The organism is Paenibacillus paridis (genome assembly GCF_006345825.1).
Lineage (GTDB): Bacteria > Bacillota > Bacilli > Paenibacillales > Paenibacillaceae > Pristimantibacillus > Pristimantibacillus paridis.
Genome location: NZ_VCIX01000066.1, coordinates 18,531 through 41,900, shown reverse-complemented (window position 1 = coordinate 41,900; position 23,370 = coordinate 18,531). Strand labels below are relative to the sequence as shown.

The 23,370-nt window shown below is 48.8% G+C and carries 19 protein-coding genes; 16 read left to right on the top strand and 3 right to left on the bottom strand.

Translation table 11 applies throughout. The features are described 5' to 3' along the window. Positions 1-135: 135 nt before the first annotated feature. Positions 136-891 (top strand): YetF domain-containing protein, encoded by a 756-nt coding sequence (locus FJQ58_RS03000; protein ID WP_238403747.1) that lies wholly within the window; start codon positions 136-138, stop codon positions 889-891. Between the two features lie 51 nt (positions 892-942). Here the strand turns inward: FJQ58_RS03000 and spoVB are convergent, their stop codons facing one another. Then, a complete protein-coding gene (gene spoVB / locus FJQ58_RS02995; RefSeq protein WP_139990954.1) occupies positions 943-2,511 on the bottom strand; it encodes a stage V sporulation protein B in 1,569 nt (522 codons plus the stop codon). Positions 2,512-2,765: 254 nt separating this feature from the next. On the opposite strand from spoVB, the gene FJQ58_RS02990 reads away from it, so the two are divergent. From FJQ58_RS02990 to FJQ58_RS02930, 14 genes are all read left to right on the top strand, one after another. Then, the gene (locus FJQ58_RS02990; protein WP_139990953.1) at positions 2,766-3,005 is read left to right on the top strand and encodes a post-transcriptional regulator; all 240 of its coding nucleotides are present in this window, start codon (positions 2,766-2,768) and stop codon (positions 3,003-3,005) included. A 91-nt stretch (positions 3,006-3,096) separates the two neighbouring features. After that, entirely contained in the window at positions 3,097-4,329 is a 1,233-nt protein-coding gene (gene secD, locus FJQ58_RS02985) for a protein translocase subunit SecD (protein WP_139990952.1), read from the top strand. Then, entirely contained in the window at positions 4,319-5,233 is a 915-nt protein-coding gene (gene secF, locus FJQ58_RS02980; protein WP_139990951.1) for a protein translocase subunit SecF, read from the top strand. Before secD ends, secF begins: the two co-directional genes overlap by 11 nt. Before the next feature lie 113 nt (positions 5,234-5,346). Then, a complete protein-coding gene (locus tag FJQ58_RS02975) occupies positions 5,347-6,264 on the top strand; it encodes a cation diffusion facilitator family transporter (RefSeq protein ID WP_139990950.1) in 918 nt (305 codons plus the stop codon). A gap of 33 nt (positions 6,265-6,297) precedes the next feature. Further along, positions 6,298-8,325 carry a single-stranded-DNA-specific exonuclease RecJ gene (gene recJ / locus FJQ58_RS02970; protein ID WP_139990949.1) on the top strand — a complete coding sequence of 676 codons (2,028 nt, stop codon included), beginning with the start codon at positions 6,298-6,300 and terminating at the stop codon, positions 8,323-8,325. A 33-nt stretch (positions 8,326-8,358) separates the two neighbouring features. Beyond that, complete coding sequence (locus FJQ58_RS02965) at positions 8,359-8,889, top strand: adenine phosphoribosyltransferase (protein ID WP_139990948.1); 531 nt, start codon at positions 8,359-8,361, stop codon at positions 8,887-8,889. 198 nt (positions 8,890-9,087) lie between these two features. Beyond that, a complete protein-coding gene (locus FJQ58_RS02960; protein WP_139990947.1) occupies positions 9,088-11,268 on the top strand; it encodes a RelA/SpoT family protein in 2,181 nt (726 codons plus the stop codon). Between the two features lie 54 nt (positions 11,269-11,322). Continuing rightward, positions 11,323-11,766, top strand: coding sequence for a D-aminoacyl-tRNA deacylase (dtd, locus tag FJQ58_RS02955; protein ID WP_139990946.1), 444 nt, complete (start codon positions 11,323-11,325; stop codon positions 11,764-11,766). A 90-nt stretch (positions 11,767-11,856) separates the two neighbouring features. Then, positions 11,857-12,024, top strand: a complete 168-nt coding sequence (locus tag FJQ58_RS32510; RefSeq protein WP_202915197.1) for a hypothetical protein — start codon at positions 11,857-11,859, stop codon at positions 12,022-12,024. 681 nt (positions 12,025-12,705) lie between these two features. Then, positions 12,706-13,953: a histidine--tRNA ligase gene (hisS, locus tag FJQ58_RS02950; protein WP_139990945.1), complete on the top strand. Its 1,248-nt coding sequence runs from the start codon at positions 12,706-12,708 to the stop codon at positions 13,951-13,953. Between the two features lie 46 nt (positions 13,954-13,999). Beyond that, positions 14,000-15,814: an aspartate--tRNA ligase gene (gene aspS, locus FJQ58_RS02945; protein ID WP_139990944.1), complete on the top strand. Its 1,815-nt coding sequence runs from the start codon at positions 14,000-14,002 to the stop codon at positions 15,812-15,814. 29 nt (positions 15,815-15,843) lie between these two features. Beyond that, the gene (locus tag FJQ58_RS02940; protein WP_139990943.1) at positions 15,844-16,599 is read left to right on the top strand and encodes a tRNA threonylcarbamoyladenosine dehydratase; all 756 of its coding nucleotides are present in this window, start codon (positions 15,844-15,846) and stop codon (positions 16,597-16,599) included. Continuing rightward, positions 16,596-17,273, top strand: coding sequence for a YdeI/OmpD-associated family protein (locus tag FJQ58_RS02935; RefSeq protein WP_139990942.1), 678 nt, complete (start codon positions 16,596-16,598; stop codon positions 17,271-17,273). Before FJQ58_RS02940 ends, FJQ58_RS02935 begins: the two co-directional genes overlap by 4 nt. 202 nt (positions 17,274-17,475) lie before the next feature. Beyond that, positions 17,476-18,783, top strand: coding sequence for a replication-associated recombination protein A (locus FJQ58_RS02930; RefSeq protein WP_139991040.1), 1,308 nt, complete (start codon positions 17,476-17,478; stop codon positions 18,781-18,783). Between the two features lie 1,208 nt (positions 18,784-19,991). On the opposite strand, the gene FJQ58_RS02925 is transcribed toward FJQ58_RS02930, so the two are convergent. Then, positions 19,992-21,077, bottom strand: coding sequence for a copper resistance D family protein (locus FJQ58_RS02925; RefSeq protein ID WP_139990941.1), 1,086 nt, complete (start codon positions 21,075-21,077; stop codon positions 19,992-19,994). Continuing rightward, a complete protein-coding gene (locus tag FJQ58_RS02920) occupies positions 21,077-21,649 on the bottom strand; it encodes a copper resistance CopC family protein (RefSeq protein WP_162341269.1) in 573 nt (190 codons plus the stop codon). The genes FJQ58_RS02925 and FJQ58_RS02920 overlap by 1 nt, the downstream gene beginning before the upstream one ends. Positions 21,650-22,026: 377 nt before the next feature. Between FJQ58_RS02920 and FJQ58_RS02915 the strand changes: the two genes are divergently transcribed. Further along, positions 22,027-23,361 (top strand): hemolysin family protein, encoded by a 1,335-nt coding sequence (locus FJQ58_RS02915; protein ID WP_139990939.1) that lies wholly within the window; start codon positions 22,027-22,029, stop codon positions 23,359-23,361. Positions 23,362-23,370 lie beyond the last annotated feature (9 nt).

Below are 23,370 nucleotides of genomic sequence, written 5' to 3'. Positions count from 1 at the left end.
GTACACTCTTGCGGGATTGCCATATATTCGTGTAATGCAGATGAGTATGATGTGATTGCACGTAGGTCAGAATAGCTGTACGGACAAACGAGACTGACTTCAGCTCGTATGAAAAAGTCGAGGAGGCGGTTTCCTTTGGAATTTTGGAGCCTGTTAATCCGGACAGTGATCATTTATTTCGTTGTGTTTCTGATCATGCGCTTTATGGGAAAACGCGAGATCGGGAAGTTATCCGTATTCGATTTAGTGATTTCGGTCATGATTGCGGAAATTGCGGTAATTGTCATTGAAGATATGGAGCGTTCCATGTGGAGCGGGATTATGCCAATGGTAATCCTGCTGCTTATCCAGGTGGGCAGCGCCTTTATGACAATGAAGAGCAGAAGGCTGAGATTGCTTTTTGACGGCAAGCCAAGCGTAATTATCGACAAAGGAAAGCTCAACAGTGATGTGATGCGCAAGCAGCGTTACAATTTGGATGATTTAATGCTGCAGCTAAGAGAAAATAAAATTAGTGCCGTTTCGGATGTGGAATTTGCCATTTTGGAGACGAGCGGAAAGCTCTCTGTCATTCCGAAAGAAAATACTGCTGCGGATGATCAAGAGGGCGAAGACCAGGAAAGAAACAGTTCAAGTGAAAATGGTCACTTCAAAGCATACAACCAAACGAAAATCATTCCTTCCAAATATCGTTTTGAAATTTTGCCTATTCCGTTGATCATGGATGGCAAGGTGCAGGACAGGAACTTGGAGAAGCTGGAGAAAACAAGATTTTGGCTTAAAAACGTGCTTCAGGAAAAAGGAGTAACGGATTTTAAAGATGTGTTCTTCTGTACCATTGATCATAAGGGCAAATTGTTTGTAGATATGAATGAGAAAAAACCACGATAAAGAAAGGGCGTTGCCTTTCTTTTCGTGGTTTTGTATTGTTTGCTTCTGAATCTATTTAAACCAGCCTCCGAAAACGGGAATGCGTTTTAAGTCATGGCGATCAATAATTTTCATAACAACCATCAGCATTAAATAAACGAGAGTGCTGGCGGCAGAAGCCAAGATGAGATTGATCCACTCGGCCGGCAGCGGGTTCCGGTTCATCGTAAACTGTGCAGCGGCTCCCATAATGACCATGGCCGCGCCTACTTTAATGAAATCAGCAAACTTCATGTGAAAGCCGATGAAACGAAGAACGCTGATGCCATGCAGCACAGTAACAAGTACAATATTCACATTAATGGCAATCAAAGCGCCATAAATGCCGAAATCAGGGTCGGAAGCGAGCTTAACGATCAGAAAGAGCTTGACGATAGCCCCAATTAGCGTATTAATTAGCGCAGTGCCCGGTTTATTGAGGGCTTGCAGAGCAGCTTGAAGCGGTGCTTGCAAATAAATAAAGATGCCTACCGGAGCGATGAGTTGCAGCATAGGTGCGATCTCAGCATGGGCATACAGGAGCCGGCAGATGGGTTCAGCGAATAAGGACATGACTACGACAAAAGGCGCCCCTGAAACCAAGGCAAGTCTCATGGACTGATGCAGCCGCTTATGAATCAACGAGTGATCACCTCGTGCCGCGGCTTCCGATAAGGATGGAACAAGCGATACGGCAAGCGAATAGGTCAGAGCGGTTGGCAGCAGCAGCAGCGGAACAATCATGCCTTGCAAAGCGCCATATTGTGCAGTTGCGATTCCAGTGGCGATGCCTGCAGCTGCGAGGCTTCTAGCGGTAAGTATGGATTCGAGCAAATAAGAGAAGGAACCAATCATACGGCTGCCGGTGACTGGAATAGATAAGGTAAGCAGCTTTCGCAGTACGGGGAAATTTTTGGATGAATCCTGGTCTGGTGTAAGGGATGAATCCTTCTTGTTCAAATACTTATCCCTGTAATATTTCCACAGCAACACGGCAAATCCGCCAATTTCCCCAACGACAGCACCAAGCATCGCTCCAGCAGCGGCCCATTCCAATCCGTAAGGAAGGAACAGATAAGCAAAAGAAAGAGAGGCAATAATTCGCAGTACGGTCTCTACAATTTGAGATACCGCGGTAGGAATCATATTCTGTTTCCCTTGAAAATAACCCCGGTAGACGGAGGATATTCCTATGATCATCAGCATCGGCGTCATGACCAAAAAAGTTTGGTATACGCGCGCATCCGGCAGAATGTGAGTGGTGATCCATTTTGCTCCGAGCAGCATAACGCCTGTCATGAGGACGCCCAAAACGGCGACAAGTCCCATCGCTGTTCGGAAAATGTACTTGACGCGAGCGGAATCGCCTTCGGAATCTGCCTCCGCAATCCACTTGGCGACCGCAAGAGGGATGCCGCCCGTAATGATCGTCAGCATAACCGTGAGAAACGGATAGCTAAGCTGATAGATGCCAACGCCTTCCGCGCCAATGATGCGTGGAAGAGCAATCCGCGGCACGAAGCCGAGCAGCCTGTTGATTATACCGGCGGCAAGCAGTATCATGGCGCCCTTGATAAAGGTTTGCTTCGTTTCCTTCGTCATAATAAAATACCCTCTTCTCTTTCATATAATTACGAATATGCTCCTGTCCAGATAGAAGGACGAAGCTAGGACACAGGCTTGTATTAACATGTTTATGCGCAGCATGTCCGGTTCCATGTCAGTCATTTTAGGAATAAGGCTAAGGCGGGCAGGAATTTGAGGATAGCGTAGCGAATACTTAGAAAATAGAAATGGGCGAAAAATTTCCTTTACGTGAAAAACGTATGAGGTCATATGCTTGTAGGAGGCGCCGTATGGCAGACGAAGAGTTAGTCCGGGTGATCGAGGAGCTTTGTAAAAGCAAGGCAGAGGAATTTCACCTTATTGGCTATGAGCATGTGACGGGGCAAGAGGTGTGGGAATGCGTAAGCGAGAAATACAATAAAACAGGCCAGCCCGAGCTCCATGAATTAGTGAATGACATATTATCGCTGAAGGTGATGAAATTTATGAATTTCATGACCATTAGCGCCTATAAAGGAACCCAGTTCTAACCAGCGGGTTCTTTTTTTATTGTTTTTTTTGACTCGATTTTGCCGCATCTGTATAATAGGAATATTGAGATCATAAGGGGGATTTAGACGTATGTTCGGGAAGAGAATTTTTGCCTTCCTTGCGATCGTAGTCATTATGTTTGGCGTTATCGCTTGGACAAGCCCATCGCTAGTAAAAGACGTTAGGCTAGGCCTGGATTTAAAAGGCGGATTTGAGGTACTGTACGAAGCGTCGCCGCTTGAAGGCGGAGAAGCCGTAACACCGGAATCATTGAAGGAAACCGCAAGAAGCTTGGAATCACGGATCGATGAGCTCGGCATTGTAGAGCCGGAAATTACGACTGAAGGCACAAACCGGATTCGCTTGCGCCTCGCTGGCGTTTCTAACGAGGATGAAGTAAGAAATATTCTCGCGAAGCCAATCAATTTGACGTTCCGTGGACCGGACGGGAAAATCGAGCTTGACGGCAGTGACTTTAAGCAAAACGGAGCGGGTATCGGCTACGATAACCTTAGCAAACCGTTTGTTACCATTGAGCTGAAGGATGCCAAAAAATTCGAAGAAATTACGACTCGTCTAACTGGTCAATACCTTGCGATTTATCTAGATGATAAAGAGCTTTCCAAGCCATCCGTCAACTTCCCAATTACGGGCGGATCTGCACAGATTTCTGGTAATTACACGCCAGACGAAGCTAAAGATCTAGCCAATATGATCAACCTTGGCGCTCTTCCACTGAAGCTTACAGAAAAATATACGCAAAGCGTAGGCGCGAAGCTTGGCCTTGCGTCCCTGAAAGACACCGTTGAAGCAGGTATTATCGGAACAGTTATCATTTTGGTTTTCCTTGTTATTTTGTTCCGTATTCCTGGAATCGTTGCGGGTATAACGGTCATTACTTATACGTGGCTCTTGATCGTAGTTTTCAATTTAATGAACGCGACGCTCACCCTTCCTGGTATAGCAGCCTTCGTACTCGGGATCGGGATGGCTGTCGATGCAAATATCATTATGTATGAGCGGATTAAAGAGGAAATTCGCAGCGGCAAGAGCTTGCTGTCTTCCTTGAAGGCGGGTTCGAAAAACTCTTTCCGCACCATTATGGATGCGAATATTACGAACATCATTGCAAGTGCGGTATTGTATTACATTGGTAATGGCGCGATTCGCGGCTTTGCGCTTACGATGATTTTCAGTATCCTCGTTAGTATGCTGACGAACATCTTCTTGTCACGATTCTTAATTATGCTGCTGATTAAAAGTAATCTATTCACCAAACCTAGCTACTACGGCGTAAAGGAGGCAGAAATCCGTGAACTTTAAAACAAAAATTCGTTATGATTTTATAGGCAACCGCAATAAGTTCTTTCTGTTCTCGATTGTGTTGACTGTAGTGGGTATCTTGTCCTTGCTTTTGTTCAGCTTGAACTTCGGGGTTGACTTCAAAGCGGGCACGAATATGGATCTATTGGTAGGCAAGGAAGCAACGCAGCAGGATTCCAAACAGATCCTGGTGGATTCGGGGATTGATGGCATCACGCCAACCGTAGGCGGAACAGGCAATGAACGGGTATCCATTCGTTTTGACGAAGTGCTCACGCAAGCGAAGATCGTGGAGATCCAAGACGGCTTCAAGGCTAAATACGGTGACCAGGTTTCGGCCGAAGTCAACGTAGTTTCGCCGGATATGGCGCAGGAGCTTGGCATCAAGACGATCTGGGCGATTTTGATTGCCAGCGTCGCGATTATGATCTATGTGATGATTCGTTTTGAGTGGCGCTTTGCGCTTGCGGCAAACATTGCGATTTTATATGATGCCTTCGTTGTTATCGCGTTATTCTCGATTTTCCGTTTGGAAGTGGATCTACCGTTCATCGCGGCTGTATTGACTACAATCGGCTATTCGATCAATGACAAGATCGTTATTTTTGACCGGATTCGCGAAAATCTTCGTTTCGGCCAATTCAAAAACCGTGATCAGCTGGCTGAGATGGTAAACGCAAGTATTTGGCAGACGATGGCACGTAATATTTATACGGTACTCGCGGTACTAGTTGTTGCTATATGCTTGTTTATTTTCGGAAGCGAGTCGATTAAGCTGTTCGCCCTTGCGAAAATCATCGGCCTAACAAGCGGAGCTTACTCATCCATTTGTATCGCGAGCCCGCTCTGGCTGCTACTTAAAGGAAAACAAAAGCCGAAAGCTGTCGTTAAATCAACGGCATAAGCCGGCTTATAAAAACTAAGAACATGCTTACGAAGTAGGTTTTGCATTCGCAAAACCTAAGTACATGCTTACGAAGTAGGTTTTGCATTCGCAAAACCTTGTAGGAGGTAAAAATGTCAACCACACAGCGATATGCAAAGGCTGAGTCCGCAAGCTGGACCGGCTTATGGGGGAACATGCTGCTGGCTCTATTCAAAGGCGCGGTAGGTTGGTTGTCAGGAAGCAAGGCGCTGCTGGCAGATGCATTTCGAACAGCTGCGGAAGCGGCGGCGGGTGTTGCTGCAATATCTGGCTTAAGAGCAAGCTATCAGCGTAAAGCAGTAAGGCCAAACGCTCAGGCGGATGCTGAAAATACGAAAGGGGAAGCGGCGACGACAATTTTATTGTCTGTCGTCCTTCTCATCATTGGGCTTGAAATCGGCATTTCCGCTGTAAGGGATATTGCAAATGGCGTAAACAGCGCCCCACATTGGAGTGCCGTTGCAGCGATCGCCCTTTCTCTCATCCTGCAGCAGCTATTTTTTCCATCAAAGGAGCGAATGATGGGGCTCTGTTGCTCAGCGGCGGCTTTAATTGGCGCGAGCGGTGCTATTTTCGGGAAAATGCTGTCTGTTCCGGCGCTCTATTATTTTGATCCGGCAGCAGCAATCGTGATTGCCATTATTGTTGTTTTTAGCGGGTATCGCATGGTTAGCGCTTTGGTAAAGAAAGAAAGCAATAATGAAGCAATTGAAGATAATCCTGATGAGCTGATGCAGCTTGTTCAGCGTGTTGAGGGTGTAGTTACCGTCCAGTCTCTGCGTGCCAAGGAGCATGGTCATTACGTGATTGCAGAAATCGTCATTAGCGTTAATCCGCGTATTTCGGTTCTTGAAGGGCAAGAGATAGCAAAGCGGGTAAAACAGCTCGTAATGAAACGGTTTATACACGTCACGGATGTATCTATTTATGTTGAGCCTTACGATCCCGGTTATCCGTATAAGTCCAATCATGATCCTAATCAGGAGCAGATGCCGACACTGCTGCAATAAAGCTCTGCAAACAGCAGGAAAGGAGAAAGCATTATGATTCAAAGGAAAACAAGATGGGCTGTTGCGCCATGGTCTAAGGACGATGAAGACAAGTCAAAACAATTAGCGATGCATTTGAATTTATCTCCGCTTGTTGCCAGACTGCTTGTACAGCGCGGCTTCGGTGACGCGGAGGCGGCGGAACGCTTCCTGCGGGGGGGAGAGGAGCATTTCCATGACCCTTATCTCCTTCTGGGAATGAAGGCAGCCGTTGAACGAATACAACAGGCAGCTGCAAACAAGGAGAAAATTAGAATTTATGGCGATTATGATGCCGATGGCGTTTCGAGTACATCGCTATTAGTACATTTGTTCCGCACCCTGGATTATCATTTTGACTATTATATTCCTCATCGGGCTTTGGAAGGCTACGGGCTCAATAAGAAAGCGATCGAGCTCGCAGCTGAAGAAGGCATCCGTTTGATTGTTACGGTAGATACCGGAATCAGTGCGGTTCAGGAAATTGAGTACGCCAAGGAATTGGGCATCGATGTCGTCGTGACCGATCACCATGAACCGCCGGAACAAATTCCTAGCGCATGTGCGATCGTGAACCCTAAGCAAGCTGGCTGTACTTATCCGTTTAAAGGGCTGGCTGGCGTGGGGGTTGCCTTTAAGCTGGCGCAGGCGTTGCTAGAGCGTCCGCCGCTCGAATGGGCGGATATTGTCAGCTTAGGGACGATTGCGGATTTAATGCCGCTTAAGGATGAGAACCGCATTTTTGTAAGGTATGGACTTGAACGAATGCGTAATCATACGAGCACAGGCTTTCGCGCGCTGGCGGAAGCGGGAGGCATTGAGCTCGAAAACCTCACGGCAACCAATATAGCCTTTGGTATGGCTCCCCGCGTAAATGCAGCCGGAAGACTTGATCATGCCAAACGAGCGGTAGAGCTGCTTACAACAGAGGACTACGACAATGCGATATTGGCTGCTATTGGACTCGATAGCTTGAACAAGGAAAGACAGCGTGTCGTGGAGAGCATCGTGAAGGAAGCCGAGCAGCAGTGGAAGGACAAATGTGAAGCGGCAGAGCAGGCAGGCCAGCTATCGCCAGCTGTGATTGTATTGGCAGCAGAAGGCTGGAATGTAGGGGTCATTGGCATTGTAGCCTCCAAGCTGCTTGAGCGCAATTATAAACCTGTTATCATACTCGGCATTGATGCACAATCGGGAATGTGCAAAGGATCTGCACGCTCTATCGAAGGATTTGACCTTCACGCTGCGCTTACCGCTTGTGACGAGCTTTTGGATCATTATGGCGGGCACCAGGCGGCGGCAGGCATGAGCCTTCATCGCGATCGATTGCCGGCATTTGAGGAGCGGCTTAGCGCGCTTGCCTTGGAATGGCTTTCGGCAGATGACTGGGTTCCTAAAACAGCTGTCGATCTAGTATGTTCCGTGGACGAAGCAACTCTCGAAACGATTAATGAGCTTGCACAGCTGGAACCCTTCGGTATGGGAAATCCTTCTCCAAGATTGATGTTTCAGCAAACGGTGCTAGCAGACCGCCGGAGCATAGGCAAGGAATCGAAGCATCTGAAGCTTTCCTTAGGGAGCGGACGGCGCTTGCTCGATGGCATTGCTTTCAACATGGGTATGCTAACGGATCAGCTAAAACCGGGCAGCAAAATTGACATTATCGGCGAATTGTCGGTTAATGAATGGAATGGCCAGCGTAAGCCGCAGCTCCAACTGCATGATGTCCACTTCGATCCATTGGCATCGGAGTTTCCCGGTCGAGAGCACTTCGGTAAAGTGTATCATCAGCTTAAACTGCTTGCCGAGGCACCACTGGAAGGAATCGGTGCTCGATTATCCAAGCAAACTGGGTTATCCTTAGAGACGGTTGAGCTTATGCTTGATGTATTTGAAGAGCTTCAGTTTATTGAACGAAGTAACGGAATGATGACAGCTGCCGCTTCGCCACAGAAACGGGATTTGGCCGCATCGGCACGTTACATAGAAGCAAGGCAGCAATTCGAAGCATCACAACTGTCTGCAGCAAATGCAAAATCATAATGATAATGTTGAAATGGAAAGGGTTGACAGTACGTGTCTAACACACAATACAACTTTAAAGATTACATCCGGGTAATTCCAGATTTCCCGCAGCCAGGCATCCGTTTCAAGGATATTACGACACTCCTGAAGGATGGGGGAGCTTATCGCGCGGTAATTGAAGAAATGCGCGCAGCTGTACAGCACATGGAAATTGACGTTATTGCCGGTCCGGAAGCCCGTGGCTTCGTTGTAGGCGCTCCGCTTGCTCTAGCGCTTGGTGTAGGATTCGCTCCGATCCGCAAGAGCGGCAAATTGCCAGGAGAGACGATCACAGCTAACTATGACCTTGAATACGGAAACGATCAGCTGGCTATGCACAAGGATGCGATTTCGCCAGGCCAACGTGTCCTGATTGCAGACGATTTGCTTGCAACAGGAGGAACGATTGCCACTTCGATTAATCTGATTCGCCAGCTTGGCGGAGAAGTTGTCGGCGCAGCATTCCTAATTGAGCTGAATTACTTGCAAGGCCGCGAGAAGCTTGATGGAATTGACGTTTTCTCCATTATGACTTACGAATAAAGAAACAGCATTAATACTTGTCAAAACGGACCGCCAGTCCCCTTAAACGCCCAATGCGGGAAAGGGGAGGCGGTTTTATTTTATAATAGAAGGTGCTCAGTAGTTGACGAGGTACTGCTATTACAGGCATAATATTATAAAAACTCGGAAAACGCATGAATGGGATCTGCCAGGAGTGTAAACAGAAAGGGACGTTTCATGGGCATTGAGCATTTACTCGAGAAGGCATCCGCCTATATGAAAGAGCAGGACCTTATACGCATCCAGGAAGCCTATGACTTTGCGGAGCAAGCCCATCACGGACAAGTACGGAAATCGGGAGAGCCTTATATCCTTCATCCCGTAGCCGTTGCTGATATACTTGTGGATATGCAAATGGACGTGCTGTCGATCATTGCAGCATTGCTTCATGATGTCGTTGAGGATACAACTGTTGATTTGCAGACGGTTCGCGCAAAATTTGGCGAAACCTGCGCAATGCTTGTAGACGGACTTACGAAACTCGAAAAAATTCAATTTCGTTCCAAGGAAGAACAGCAGAACGAAAATTACCGTAAAATGTTTGTCGCGATGGCCCAGGACATTCGCGTCATTTTAATTAAATTGGCGGATCGTCTGCATAACATGCGCACGCTCAAGTTTCAATCTGAGGAAGCGCAGCGACGTATTGCTTACGAAACGCTGGAAATTTTTTGCCCGATTGCACATCGTCTCGGTATTTCCGCAATCAAGTGGGAAATGGAAGACATTGCGCTTCGGTATTTGAATCCGCAGCAGTATTACCGGATTGCCAATCTGATGAAGAAGAAGCGTGCGGAGCGGGAACAGTTTATTCACGATGTCATTTCCCGCATTACGGAGAAGCTTGAGGAAATGGGAATTGAGGGCGATATTTCGGGTCGTCCAAAGCATTTATACAGCATTTACAAGAAAATGACCGATCGCAACAAGCAGTTTACAGAAATTTATGATTTGCTGGCGATTCGCATCATTGTTGATAATATTAAAGATTGTTATGCCACGCTAGGCATTATTCATACGTTATGGAAGCCGATGCCTGGCCGTTTCAAAGACTATATCGCGATGCCGAAAGCGAACATGTACCAGTCGCTGCATACGACGGTTATCGGGCCTAATGGAGAACCTACGGAGGTTCAGATTCGCACATGGGAAATGCACCGTACTTCGGAGTACGGCATTGCGGCCCACTGGGCCTACAAAGAGGGTTCACTCGTCCCGGGAGGCAATTTCGAGGATAAAATGTCATGGTTTCGTGAAATATTGGAGCTTCAGCACGAGGCGCGGGATGCATCCGAGTTTATGGAATCGCTCAAAATGGACTTTTTTGCCGATCTTGTATTCGTCTTTACGCCAAGCGGAGAGGTCATCGAGCTGCCTGCTGGCTCCGTGCCGCTAGACTTTGCATACCGCATCCATACGGAGGTAGGCAACCGGACGATCGGAGCCAAGCTGAACGGACGAATCGTTCCGCTTGACCATAAGCTGAAAACAGGCGACATTGTCGAAATATTAACCTCTAAGCATTCCTATGGACCTAGCCAGGACTGGGTGAAAATTGCCCAATCCTCTCACGCGCGCAGCAAAATACGCCAATGGTTCAAGAAGGAACGCCGCGAGGAGAACGTGGCCAAAGGAAAGGATATGCTTGAGCGTGAGCTGAAGCGTCTTGGCCTAGAGCCTTCGGCATGGATGCAGGACGATAAATTGCTGGAAGCCGCCTCGAAGTTCGCTTTTAACGACATTGAGGATATGATGTCCGCAATTGGCTTTGGAGGCATTACAGCGGCTCAGATTTGCACCAAGCTTACGGAGAAGATGCGCAGGGAAGCAGAGCTCGCTAACCAGCTGGAGCTGACTAGCGAAGTGAAAGAAATCAAATCGCCTGGCAATCGGAAGACGAGGCCGAACCAAGGCGTAACGGTAAAGGGCATTGACAACCTGCTTGTCAGGTTCGCCCGCTGCTGCAATCCCGTACCAGGCGACTCGATCGTAGGCTATATTACCCGTGGCCGCGGCGTTTCCGTTCACCGGATGGACTGCCAAAACATCCCTTTCGGTGAGGAAGGGGAAGAGGGCGAACGCGTCATAGAGGTGGAGTGGGAAGGATCTATCGATGCGAATTACAGCGTGGACATTGAAATAACAGGAGGGGACCGCAGAGGACTACTGAACGAGGTGCTTCAGGCGGTATCCGAGAGCAAAACGAACATTTCGGCCGTAACTGGCCGTACGGTAAAAAATAAAATGGCTTTAATTCATATTACTGTGCTCATTCGCAATATTGAGCATTTGAACGCAGTGGTAGAGAAAATAAAGCGCGTCCAGGAAATTTATTCCGTTCAGCGGATTATGCAATAGCTCGCTTCGTTTAGTTGTCGCTGCGGGTGAAATGAATATCGGAGGTACGTGGCAGTGAAGGTAGTTGTACAGCGCAGCAAGCAGGCAAAGGTTGTCATTGCCGGCGATCCTGTAGGCGTTATCGATTTTGGACTTGTGCTGCTGGTGGGGATTACCCATGACGATACCGAAGCAGACGTGAAGTGGATGGCGGACAAAGTAGCCAATCTGAGAATTTTTGAAGACGAGTCAGGTAAAATGAATCATTCCGTAACCGATATTGGCGGCCAGCTTCTATCGGTATCCCAGTTTACGTTATATGGCGATTGCCGCAAAGGCAGGCGCCCCAACTTTATGAGCGCGGCCAGGCCGGAACAAGCAGAGCTGCTGTACGATCAGTTCAATGCTGCTCTTCGAGCGTTAGGGCTCGTAGTGGAAACGGGACGTTTCGGCGCCATGATGGCTGTTGAGCTTGTAAATGACGGTCCGGTAACGTTAATTTTGGAGAGCGGTGCTTAAGCTGTCGCATGTGGGAAACAATATTCATGAAGCCATTAAGGCGTAAATAAATTTGCGCTGGCAAAATGCTATATTGGGGGAATATCGCACATGCACCAATCTCGCAAGGAGCAGGGTATCGAACGTACTTCCAGAAGGCTGCTTCATCCGGACCGCCGAGAGGCTAAGGTATTTGCCGAGCTGGAGGAAGATATGGAAGCAGCGGAGGAGTGGATCGGCTTTCCGCAGCCGCCCCGCCGGGACCATGCCGGCCATTGATTGGAGCACGAAGGACCGTCCGCGCAAACTGCCCGGGCGGTTTTTAGCTTTTTAGCTTCTTACAGGCTCAACTGCATTATTTCAAAGCTTTGCGTAAAAACGCTTTCGAAATTGTAATATTACTGTAATCAATCTCTAACTTTCTTTTAACATCATTAACCTATAATAAACCTCGACCCCCTTTTTAAAAATATATTTTACTTTTGGACCTACAAACTGGTTTTGTAGGTTTTTTTCTGCCCATTTAAGGAGAAGAGCAGGATTCTCTAGTTCGTTCTTGACTTTGACCTTTACGGCGGGTAAAATTAATCCTCAGTATGTTAGTTTTTAAATAACGATTCAATGATGGGACAAAGTAATTCTACGCGCTATACCCAGAGAGGGACGCCACTTGGCTGCAAGCGTCCTTATATCGGCAGAATGAACAGACCTCCCGGAGAACAAACGGTGAACCACAGTTGGAAGCAGGCCATAGGCATGTAGATGACCAGTAGTAGCCGGATTGCGGATGACGGACGTTAACCGTCTTGGAGCGGGCTCATGCATCGAATGCAGGCTCGGAATGTGGGTGGTACCACGAGAGATACACTCTCGTCCCTTTTGGCGCAAGCTATTAGGAACGGGAGTTTTTTTGCGTTTACCGAAATTCGAATGAATGATGACGGGCAGGAGGGGTATTCAATGGCATTTCAGAAAATGCCGGGCACGCAGGATATTTTGCCCGGCGCGGTGGAGAGATGGCAGTTTGTCGAGCAGAAGGCACGGGACATTTGCCAGCGCTACAACTTTCGCGAGATCCGCACGCCGATCTTTGAGTCCACAGAGCTGTTCCAGCGCGGCGTAGGCGAGACGACTGACATCGTCGAGAAAGAAATGTACACCTTCACGGATCGTGGCAACCGCAGCCTCACGCTGCGTCCGGAAGGAACGGCAGGCGTGGTCAGGTCTTATGTGGAGAACAAGCTGTATGGAGAGCCCGACGTATCCAAGCTGTATTATATTGGACCGATGTTCCGGTATGAGCGTCCGCAAGCAGGGCGTTACCGCCAGTTGCATCAGTTCGGCGTCGAGGCGCTTGGCTCGGTTGACCCTGCGATCGACGCGGAGGTCATTGCGCTTGGATATACCTTCTACACGGAGGTTGGCCTAAAGGGCGTTCGCGTAGAGATTAATTCCGTAGGGACTCCGGCAGTACGAGCGGTATTCCGCGAGCGCTTGCTAGCTTTTCTTGAGCCGAAGCGCGAGCTGCTCTGCAAGGACTGCCAATCGCGAATGGACCGCAATCCGCTCCGCGTGCTGGACTGCAAGGTCGACCAGGAGCATTTTACGGATGCGCCTTCGATTCTCGACAGCCTGGACGAGGAGTGCCAGATCCATTTTGACAAGGTGAAAATGCATTTGACCGATATGGGCATCCCGTATGAAATCAATCATCGCCTTGTGCGCGGACTTGATTATTATACCCATACCGCATTTGAGTACAAGGCGGAAGGAATCGGTACTATTGATACGGTTGGCGGAGGCGGCCGCTATAACGGGCTTGTCTCGGAAATTGGCGGTCCGGATCAGCCAGGCGTAGGTCTCGGCCTTGGTCTTGAAAGAACGATCCTATTGCTCCAACACCAAGAAACAGAGCTGCCAGCCTTTAACCAAATTGATGTCTATGTGGTTGCCCTTGGCGAAGCTGCTGAGCGTGAGGTCACGAAGCTGGTTTACCAGCTCAGACAGCGCGGCATTCGCGCGGAACGCGACTATCTGGGCCGTAAGATGAAAGCTCAGATGAAGTCCGCAGATCGGCTTCAGGCGCGTTATACGGCTATCCTCGGTGACGATGAGCTGGAACGCGGAGAAATCGCACTGAAAGACATGACCAAAGGCGAGCAGCGCGTCGTTGCGCTTGATAAGCTTGCCGATGAAATCAGCGGTTAATATTTACCCCATATTTGAATCTAACTAATAGAGGAGCATGAAAACTATGTTGTTAAAAACACATCACTGCGGCCGCTTAACGAAAGCGGACGTTGGTCAATCCGTTATTCTAAACGGCTGGGTACAGCGCCGCCGCGATCTTGGAGGCGTACTCTTTATTGATTTGCGTGACCGTTCGGGTATCGTACAAACGGTATTCAACCCAGATTTCTCCGGCGATGCGCTAGCTATTGCTGACCGTGCGCGCAATGAATTCGTTCTGGCTATTCAAGGTACAGTTGTAGAACGCGATGCAGAAACGTACAATGCAAACCTCGCAACAGGCGAGATTGAAGTACGCGTAACGAAAATTGAAGTAATGAATGCCGCAAAAACGCCTCCGTTCCCGATTGAAGACGGCGTTGAGGTGGATGAGTCGCTTCGCTTGAAATATCGTTACCTGGACCTTCGTCGTCCGGAGATGCAAAAAACGTTGTTCCTTCGCTCGAAAGCAGCTAAAGTATTCCGTGATTTCCTTGACGGAGAAGGCTTTATTGACGTTGAAACTCCGATTCTAACGAAAAGCACGCCGGAAGGCGCGCGTGATTATTTGGTGCCGAGCCGCGTGCATGAAGGCGAGTTCTTCGCCTTGCCGCAATCGCCGCAAATTTTCAAGCAGCTGTTGATGGTTGCCGGTATCGAGCGTTACTACCAGATTGCACGCTGTTTCCGCGATGAGGATCTTCGTTCAGACCGTCAGCCGGAATTCACGCAAGTCGACATCGAGACTTCCTTCTTGTCGCAGGATCAACTGCTTGCTTTGATGGAAGAGCTTACGGCTAAACTGCTTAAAGATACAGTAGGCGTAGAGCTGGAGCTTCCGTTCCAACGCATTACTTACGCAGACGCAATGAACAAATACGGTTCAGACAAACCGGATCTTCGCTTCGGTCTTGAAATTAAGGATATTACCGATATCGTATCCGCAAGCGACGTGAAAGTATTCGCTAGCGTAGCAGCTGGCGGCGGTGTAGTTAAAGCACTTAACGCTAAGGGCTGTGCAAGCTGGAGTCGTAAGGAGCTTGACGACCTTCAGCCGTTCGCGGCACGTTATGGCGGTAAAGGCTTAGCTTGGATTACGGTGAAGGACGGCGAATGGCGCGGTCCAATCGTGAAGTTCTTGAAGCCGGAAGAGATTGCTTTGCTGACCGAGCGCCTTGAGGTTGAAGACGGAGATTTGCTTACTTTCTCTGCCGACAAGAAAAAAGTCGTTGCAGATGTACTTGGCAACCTGCGCTCGAAGCTCGGTAAGGATCTTGGCCTGATCGACGAGTCCAAGTTCAAATTTGCTTGGGTTGTAGACTTCCCGCTGCTTGGCTGGGACGAGGATGCGAAGCGTTATGTGGCTGAGCACCATCCGTTCACCCGTCCGAACGAAGAAGATCTTCATTTCTTCGATACAGATCCAGGTCAAATTCGCGCTCAAGCGTACGATCTTGTTCTGAATGGTTATGAAGTTGGCGGCGGTTCGATGCGGATTTACAAGCGTGAAGTGCAAGAGCAAATGTTCAAGGCGCTTGGCTTCAACAAGGAAGAGGCGCAAGAGAAATTTGGTTTCTTGCTTGACGCATTCGAATACGGAACGCCTCCACATGGCGGTATCGCGTTTGGTTTCGACCGTCTGGTTATGCTATTGACAGGCCGCACGAACCTTCGCGAGACGATTGCGTTCCCGAAAACAGCAAACGCAACGGATCTGCTCAGCGACGCGCCTTCCGAGGTTGAGCTTTCGCAGCTGGAGCAATTGCATATCCGTACGGTCATTAAGCCAAAACAACCGGTAGCGGCAGCAGCACCAGCGGCAGAAGCTACTGATAAATAAGTAAACAACGCTAAGGAGGCGGCAGCCAGATGCTTCACCAATTTTCTCGTACGGAGCTGGCGATTGGGCCAGAGGGGTTAGCGCAAATGAAGGGGAGCACGGTTGCCGTGCTCGGCATCGGCGGCGTTGGCGGAATTGCCGCGGAGGCGCTTGCGCGCACCGGCATTGGCCGCATCATCCTGGTTGACAAGGACGTTGTCGATATAACGAACGTCAACCGCCAGATCCATGCGCTGACGACAACGGTCGGCCAGCCGAAGGCAGAGCTGATGCGCGAGCGGATCAAGCTGATCAACCCAGAGTGCGATGTCATAGCCTTGCGCATGTTTTATACGGAGGAGACGTTTGAGCAGTTTTTTGAATATCCGCTTGATTACGTCGTTGATGCGTCCGATACGATTTCCTATAAGATTCATTTGATCAAACAATGCTTGGAGCGTAAAATTCCGATTATTTCGAGCATGGGTGCAGCGAACAAGATGGATCCGACGAAATTTCAGGTTGTGGATATTTCGAAGACGCATACCGATCCTTTGGCGCGTGTCATTCGGACGAAGCTGCGCAAGGAAGGCATCAAGCGCGGCGTTAAGGTCGTGTTCTCGACGGAGCTTCCGATGAAACCACGTGAGGATGTAACCAAGAAGATTGTGCCGGACAATGCGCCGGAAATTCGTAAGGCTAAGCAGCCGCCAGCGAGCAATGCGTTTGTTCCGCCTGTCGCCGGTCTAATCATGGTCAGCGTCGTTGTAAACGACCTTCTTGTCTCTGGCGGCATCGAGCTGTGAACGAGGGGCTTGTCAAGAAGCTGAGATTGGCGCCGGAAATGAAGGCGCTCGTCCTCAATCCGCCTATGGAGCATTACTTGATGGAGCTTGGCTTAACTTCGGATGCATCCGTTATAGAGGCCGACAGCCTTTATGATTTCGCGCTGCTGTTCGTTATGAATTTGGCTGAGCTTGCAGAGCGTGCACCTTCCGTTATCCAAGCCTTGAAGCCGGATGGCTTGTTATGGATTACGTACCCGAAGGGATCGTCCAAAATAAAGACCGACCTGAACCGGGATACGGGCTGGCGGCTTATGCTGACGTTTGGCGTGGAAGGCGTTGCGATGGTAGCGTTGGATGACACATGGTCATCCATGCGTTACCGTCCGGCCGGATTGGCCAAAAGCGGTGCTAGCCGGCGTTCCTCGGCTGCGACTGCTGCCGGCAGGGCCGGCTCTAAGCCGGGAACAGCTTCAACCGCAGCCGCGGAGCTAGAGCTGCCGGAAGACTTTACAGCCGCTTTGCAGGCTTCTGCTGCGGCAGAGATGTTTTTCCACGGCAGCTTGACTGCGGCTAAGCGCCGCGACTTTATAAAATGGATTACCGATGCTAAGCGTACGGAAACACGTGCCAATCGGGTAGCGGCAGCGATTGATAAGCTGGAGAGAGGCTTCAAATCTCCGTTTGACAAGTAAGATTTAAACGAATAACCGTACTGGCGATAAAGCGGAATACGCTTTTGTCGCTGGTACGGTTATTTTGTGCTTCCCTGTCGCAATGCTTCTCCGCACCAGAAGCTATGACAGAGAAGCGGTGGACATGGAGGCTAATTCTGGCGAACAAATGTGCGGATATGCTATGATTAAAGGAACAGAAGGCAGAAGGTTGGGAAGAACAATGGACTTATTTTCCTATCAAGAAACGGAGTTGCCTCGGGCAAGGCTGCTAGCGGATCGCATGCGGCCGCAAACGCTGGATGAGTATATCGGGCAGGAGCATATCGTCGGAGCTGGCAAGCTGTTAAGAAGGGCCATTGAAGGCGATCAGGTATCCTCTATTTTGTTATACGGACCCCCGGGCTGCGGTAAAACGACGCTCGCTCATATTATTTCTTTGCGTACGGCAGGCGAGTTTGTAAAGCTGAACGCGGTGGATGCGTCGGTAAAAGATGTTCGCGAGGTTATCGATCAGGCACGTACCAATAAAGCGATGTACGGTAAGAAGACGATTCTTTTTTTGGATGAGGTACACCGCTTCAATACGGCAAGGCAGGATGCGCTGCTGCCGGCTGTTGAACAGGGCATCATTATTTTTATTGGGGCTACGACGGAAAATCCATTCCATCATGTCAATGGGGCTCTTCTGTCAAGATCGACGCTGTTCCAGCTTGAGTCGCTTGGAGAAGGGCATGCGTATGAGGCCATGAAGCGGGCGCTGGCTGATCGTGAACGAGGGCTGGGCTTTATGGATTTGCAAGCGGATGAAGACGCGCTGCGTCACATCGCTGCCATGGCTGGCGGGGATATCCGTCGGGCGTTGAACGCTTTGGAGCTGGCCGCTGTGACCACGCCGTCAGAAATGGATGGTTCGGTGCGCCTCACTCTTGAAGTCGCTCAGGAATCCATACGGAAGCCGTCCATTCGTGCGGATTTGTCCACGCAATATGACGTGCTGTCGGCGTTTCACAAAAGCGTGCGGGGCTCTAGCGATGCAGCGCTGTTTTGGTTTCTGTACGCGGTAGAGAAGCTGGGGATGGACCCAATGACTTTTATCCGCCGATTGATCGTTGCGTGCAGCGAGGATATTGGGCTTGCCAATCCGCAGGCGATGATCCAAGCGGTAACGGCGATGGATGCCTACCACAAGATCGGCTGGCCGGAAGCGAAATACAACATCTCGCAGGCGATTTTATTCGCCGTAGAAAGCCCGAAATCAAATGCGACCGCTATAGCGATCGGCAATGCGGAAGCGGCGATTGAACGCGCTGGAGGCGCCGAGGTGCCGCTTCATTTAAGGGACACCCATTATAAAGGGGCTCAGCAGCTAGGACATGAGGGATACCAGTATCCGCATAACTTCCCGAATCATTACGTAAAGCAGCAGTATCTGCCTAATACCCTAGGCAGCATGACGTTCTACAAAGCGACCGAGCAGGGCATGGAAGACAAGATTAAGCAAAACCAGCAAAAGCGCCGTAACCAGTAAATGCAGTGGTATTACGCGAAATTATGGAAATAGGAATGTTGTATAATTTCAACTAATGATTCTAGACATCATTAGTTTCTGATAGCAGGATTCCATAACGGGGCAACTTCGGTCAAGGATAGCACATTTATAGTTGCGGATTTCTTCCAGAGTGAATCGTGATTCGTACTGGCGCGTTCAAACAGCAGTTGGTGGATTTCGTCGTTCATTCTTCTTTTTTTGAAGGAGGAATGGCTTTTCGGTTATCGCAGCCGTTTTTCAAGTTCCTGTTGCTCTGCTCTTCGGTTTCAATGGTCACTTGTTTCGTGAAATTAGCAGAAATAGCGGAAATGAATAGAATAGGTCTAAAAAATAGATCTATTCTAGCCCAGTGGCGCCAAATAGGCAGCTTGTGGCTGGGTTTTTGGGAAATAGATCTAATTTTTAGATCTAAATTGGCAGAAATAGCCGAAATGGATACAATAGGTCTAAAAAATAGATCTAACCTAGCCGAGCAGCGCCAAATAGGCACGATATGGCTGGGTTTTTGAAAAATAGATCTAATTATTAGATCTAAATTGGCACAAATTGCCGAAACGGATGAAATAGGTCTAAAAAATAGATCTATTCTAGCCGGGCGGCGCCAAATAGGCGCGATATGGCTGTTTTTTGGAAAAATAGATCTAATTATTAGATCTAAATTGGCACAAATAGCCGTAACGGAAGAAATAGGTCTAAAAAATAGATCTAATCTAGCCGAGCGGCCTCAAATGGGCAGGATATGGCTGGGTTTTTGGGAAATAGATCTAATTTTTAGATCTAAATTGGCACAAATAGCCGTAACGGATGAAATAGGTCTAAAAAATAGATCTAATCTAGCCCAGCGGCGCCAAATAGGCACGATATGGCTGGGTTTTTGGGAGATAGATCTATTTTTTATGCAACCGGATTATTGCCTTTACAGGTTTTAGTCAATCCATGAATCTGACTGCAACCGTGACTCCATAGAATGATCTACTCGAGCAGCGACCAAAACGAGAAATTTTAGTTCAGATTATATTTGATTTATTCGAATCTTTGCTGCTCCTACGTAAAGAAGGAGGAAGCGATGACAACCAAAAACAGCTGAGCAAGAATAGCTGAACGGTGCCTACAAGAGGTTCATCGTCCAAGCGCTTCTGCCCAGCTGTTTTTTTGTTGCAGCTATGCGATAGAACGGCTTGAATCATTTACGCAATAGCGAACATAAGTCCGAAATAACCGAATACGGCCGTCAGAAGGCCCATTGCAAACGCAGGTATCACTTTGTTGACCCTGTACATCCATACTAATCCGCCTGCCATCACCGCAGCAGCAGCAAGCATCAGAATGCTCTCAAGCGGCAGCGTGAATTTCAATGCAATATCCGGGCTGAAGCTGCCTTTGTAAATGGCGGTAAATAAAGGTGAGGGTGACGCGGTTTGGAGCGTTTCCTTTACGTTATGCGGCGGGGCTTGTTGGCCAAGCACGCCGGTTGCAGCCAGTACGAGCAGCGCAATAATGCTTTCTGCTTTCAGCCACGGTTTTGGATTAAAAGAAGTACTGCTGTCTGCCCATTTTTTGTAGCCAAATCCGTTGGTGTACGCGAACAGCAGCAGCGGTAAAATCAATAAATGCTTAATTAGAAGCATTTGTCCGTAAGGGAGCATCCAGGCGTTCACGTACTCGGGCGTTGTGAACGTCATGAGCACAAAGCCTGCAATGAGCGTAACCAGCACACAAGCGATGGCAACCGGAGAGAACCAACGCAGAAATGCATGCCAATGGGCATTATCCTTCGAGAACCAGCTGGTAACGAACAATATCCCGATCCATACGCTCACTGCTAGAAAGTGGGCTGCGTGAGTAACGAGCCCTTTGAACCCGTAAAGCGCGGAAGCGTGACCGGCATAACCAAGCCACACAATGAGCAGAAAGGTAACGAACAATGCTACTTTGGGCATATGCTTGTCATCGCGGAATGCTTTGAGACCGAGAAGAAAGGCTAGCCCGGCTGAGCCAATCGTTGTCCATATCCATGCCTTCCCCGTATTAATATCAAGCAAAATGCTCTTCAGAATAGAGCCATAAGTCATATCAAAATCTTTGGCAAAGACCAGCGCGAGCTTATGAATCGGAACGTAGGACAGGATAGGAATGGCAATTGCGCATGCGAGCAGCAAACCGTTCGGTACCTGTACATTCGGTCTCCGATCCTCCGGCATGAGCCGAAGGATGAAGGTGCCGGTTAAAATCGCGAAGCAAACATAAAGCAGCCCTTCGCTGACATAAATCATTATTTGCGCCTCCGAAGCATTAATACAACAGCAGCAATGACGATAATGGTTCCGATTATAACCGCAGGTGTGTAATTCGTGCCATCGCTGCTTGCAGCGGATTCGTTGCCGCTGCCTGTGTCAGCGCTAACCTCAGGAGAAGGAGAAGGCGATGGCAATTCAGTCTCCGCAGGCGATTCCGTTGCGGTATCCGGCTCAGCCGTTGGCTCGGCAGTTACGACAGGTGCTTCAACCGTAAAGGAGTAATCACCCTCTACCGAATGGCCGTCAGCGCCAATAATGGTCCATTTTACGTTATAAATGCCGTTAGGCAGAACAGATGGCACAGTAGCGCTCATCGTCATGCCATCGACCTCCGTTTTACCTTTTTCCATTTCTTCTCCTGCCGCATTAAGCAGTTTGAAATTGCTGAGACTCTCTATCTTGGTATTAAAGGTCATCTCTATGCGCTCTGGCGCGACGGCAGCAGTGCTATCTTGTGCGGGAACCGCGTTCTCCAGCTTGGAATGGGCCAATGCAACGCTAGGTACAAGCCATAGCATAGCGAGGCAAATCAAAAGAATTCGTTTCATCGTTGTAATCCTCCTACAAAGTTTATGGACAGCCATGCTTCTTAGCTGATTGAATTATAACAGATTCCATCTGGTGTTAGCTTGCCATTAAATGATCAAATCGTTGCGGCTTTATGAACATTTCTAGAAGTTCGCTGCTCCGCTGCCGCAAAAAAACGCAAGCAGGAGATCGGATTTTGCGTATAATGGCTAGCCTATGAGGAATACACATAATTACAGTCTGGCAAACGTCTTATTTTTCTTCCTATCATTCGACGCGGCGGCTTGGCATCTAGGGGAGCACTTACATCACACAAAGATCGCCGTATCTTTGTTCCAAAAGGAGGTGCACCTGCCATTGCACCAGGCTCACTTGGTTAGTCAGTGGCAGGGAATCGTTGAGCGACCCATTACCGAACGGTTTAGCTTTGGCGCTTATTTTGTTGCTTGTCCTCATGAACGGTTTTTTTGTCGCTGCGGAGTTTGCGTTGGTTAAAGTCAGAGGCAGCCGACTCGATTCGCTGGCCTCAGAGGGGCCTAAGCGCCTTAAATCAGCTTCTCCGATAACGGGGAATTTGGATGCCTACTTATCAGCTTGCCAGCTTGGGATTACGTTTGCCTCGCTTGGGCTTGGATGGATCGGAGGACCTGCGATTGCCGGATTGCTTGACCCATTATTTGGTTATGCCGGTGTTCATCATGAGGCTTTTATCTATACGGCTTCGTTCTTAATTGCCTTTGCGATCATTACCATGCTTCATTTCGTATTAGGTGAATTGCTGCCCAAAATGATGGCTATCCGCAAAGCAGAAACGGTTGCGCAGTTCACAGCGCTGCCGCTGCTCTATTTTTTCAAGCTAATGTATCCTTTTATTTGGCTCTTGAACGGGGCAGCCAACCAGCTTCTCCAGAGGATAGGCATCGAGCCTGCCTCCGAAAAGGATTCGGCCCATACAGAAGACGAAATTCGGATCCTCATGAAGGAGAGCCATAAAAACGGATTGATCGACAATACAGAGCTGACGCTCGTTGACAATATCTTTGACTTTACAGAAACAAACGCCCGCGAGATTATGATTCCCCGAACTGAGATGATCTGCCTGAACACGAGCCATACCTTGCAAGACAACAAAAGACTCGCTTTGGAGCAGATGCTTACGCGGTATCCGGTATGCGAAAATGACAAGGACAACATTATTGGTTTTGTGCATATCAAGGACTTGCTTAAGGATACGGGGCAGAGCCTGCAAGATATTAGGCAAATTACAAGACCGATCACGACGGTTCCCGAATCAATGCAAATTAGTACGCTGCTCAAGCTGATGCAGAAGCGCAAATCGCAAATCGCCATTTTGATTGATGAGTATGGGGGAACTTCCGGTTTGGTCACGCTTGAAGATATTATGGAAGAAATCGTAGGAGAAATTCAAGATGAATTTGACGAGGAGCGGGAGCAGCTTGAGAAACGGGAGGACGATACGTATTCAATCAGCGGCTTAATGCTGATCGAAGAAGTGAACAGCTTCTTTGGCCTCGCGATCGAGACGGATGATTATGATACGATCGGAGGATGGATTTATTCGAAAATCGATATTCCGCCGCTCCATAACCAATGCGTTCAGTATGCGGAAATATGCGAATTTATTATTGAAGAGACCGATCATTTGCGTATCTCCAGGCTGATTGTCCGTATGTTGGTCCGAAGGCCGGAGGGGGAGCAAAGATGGGGCTAACCATTCATG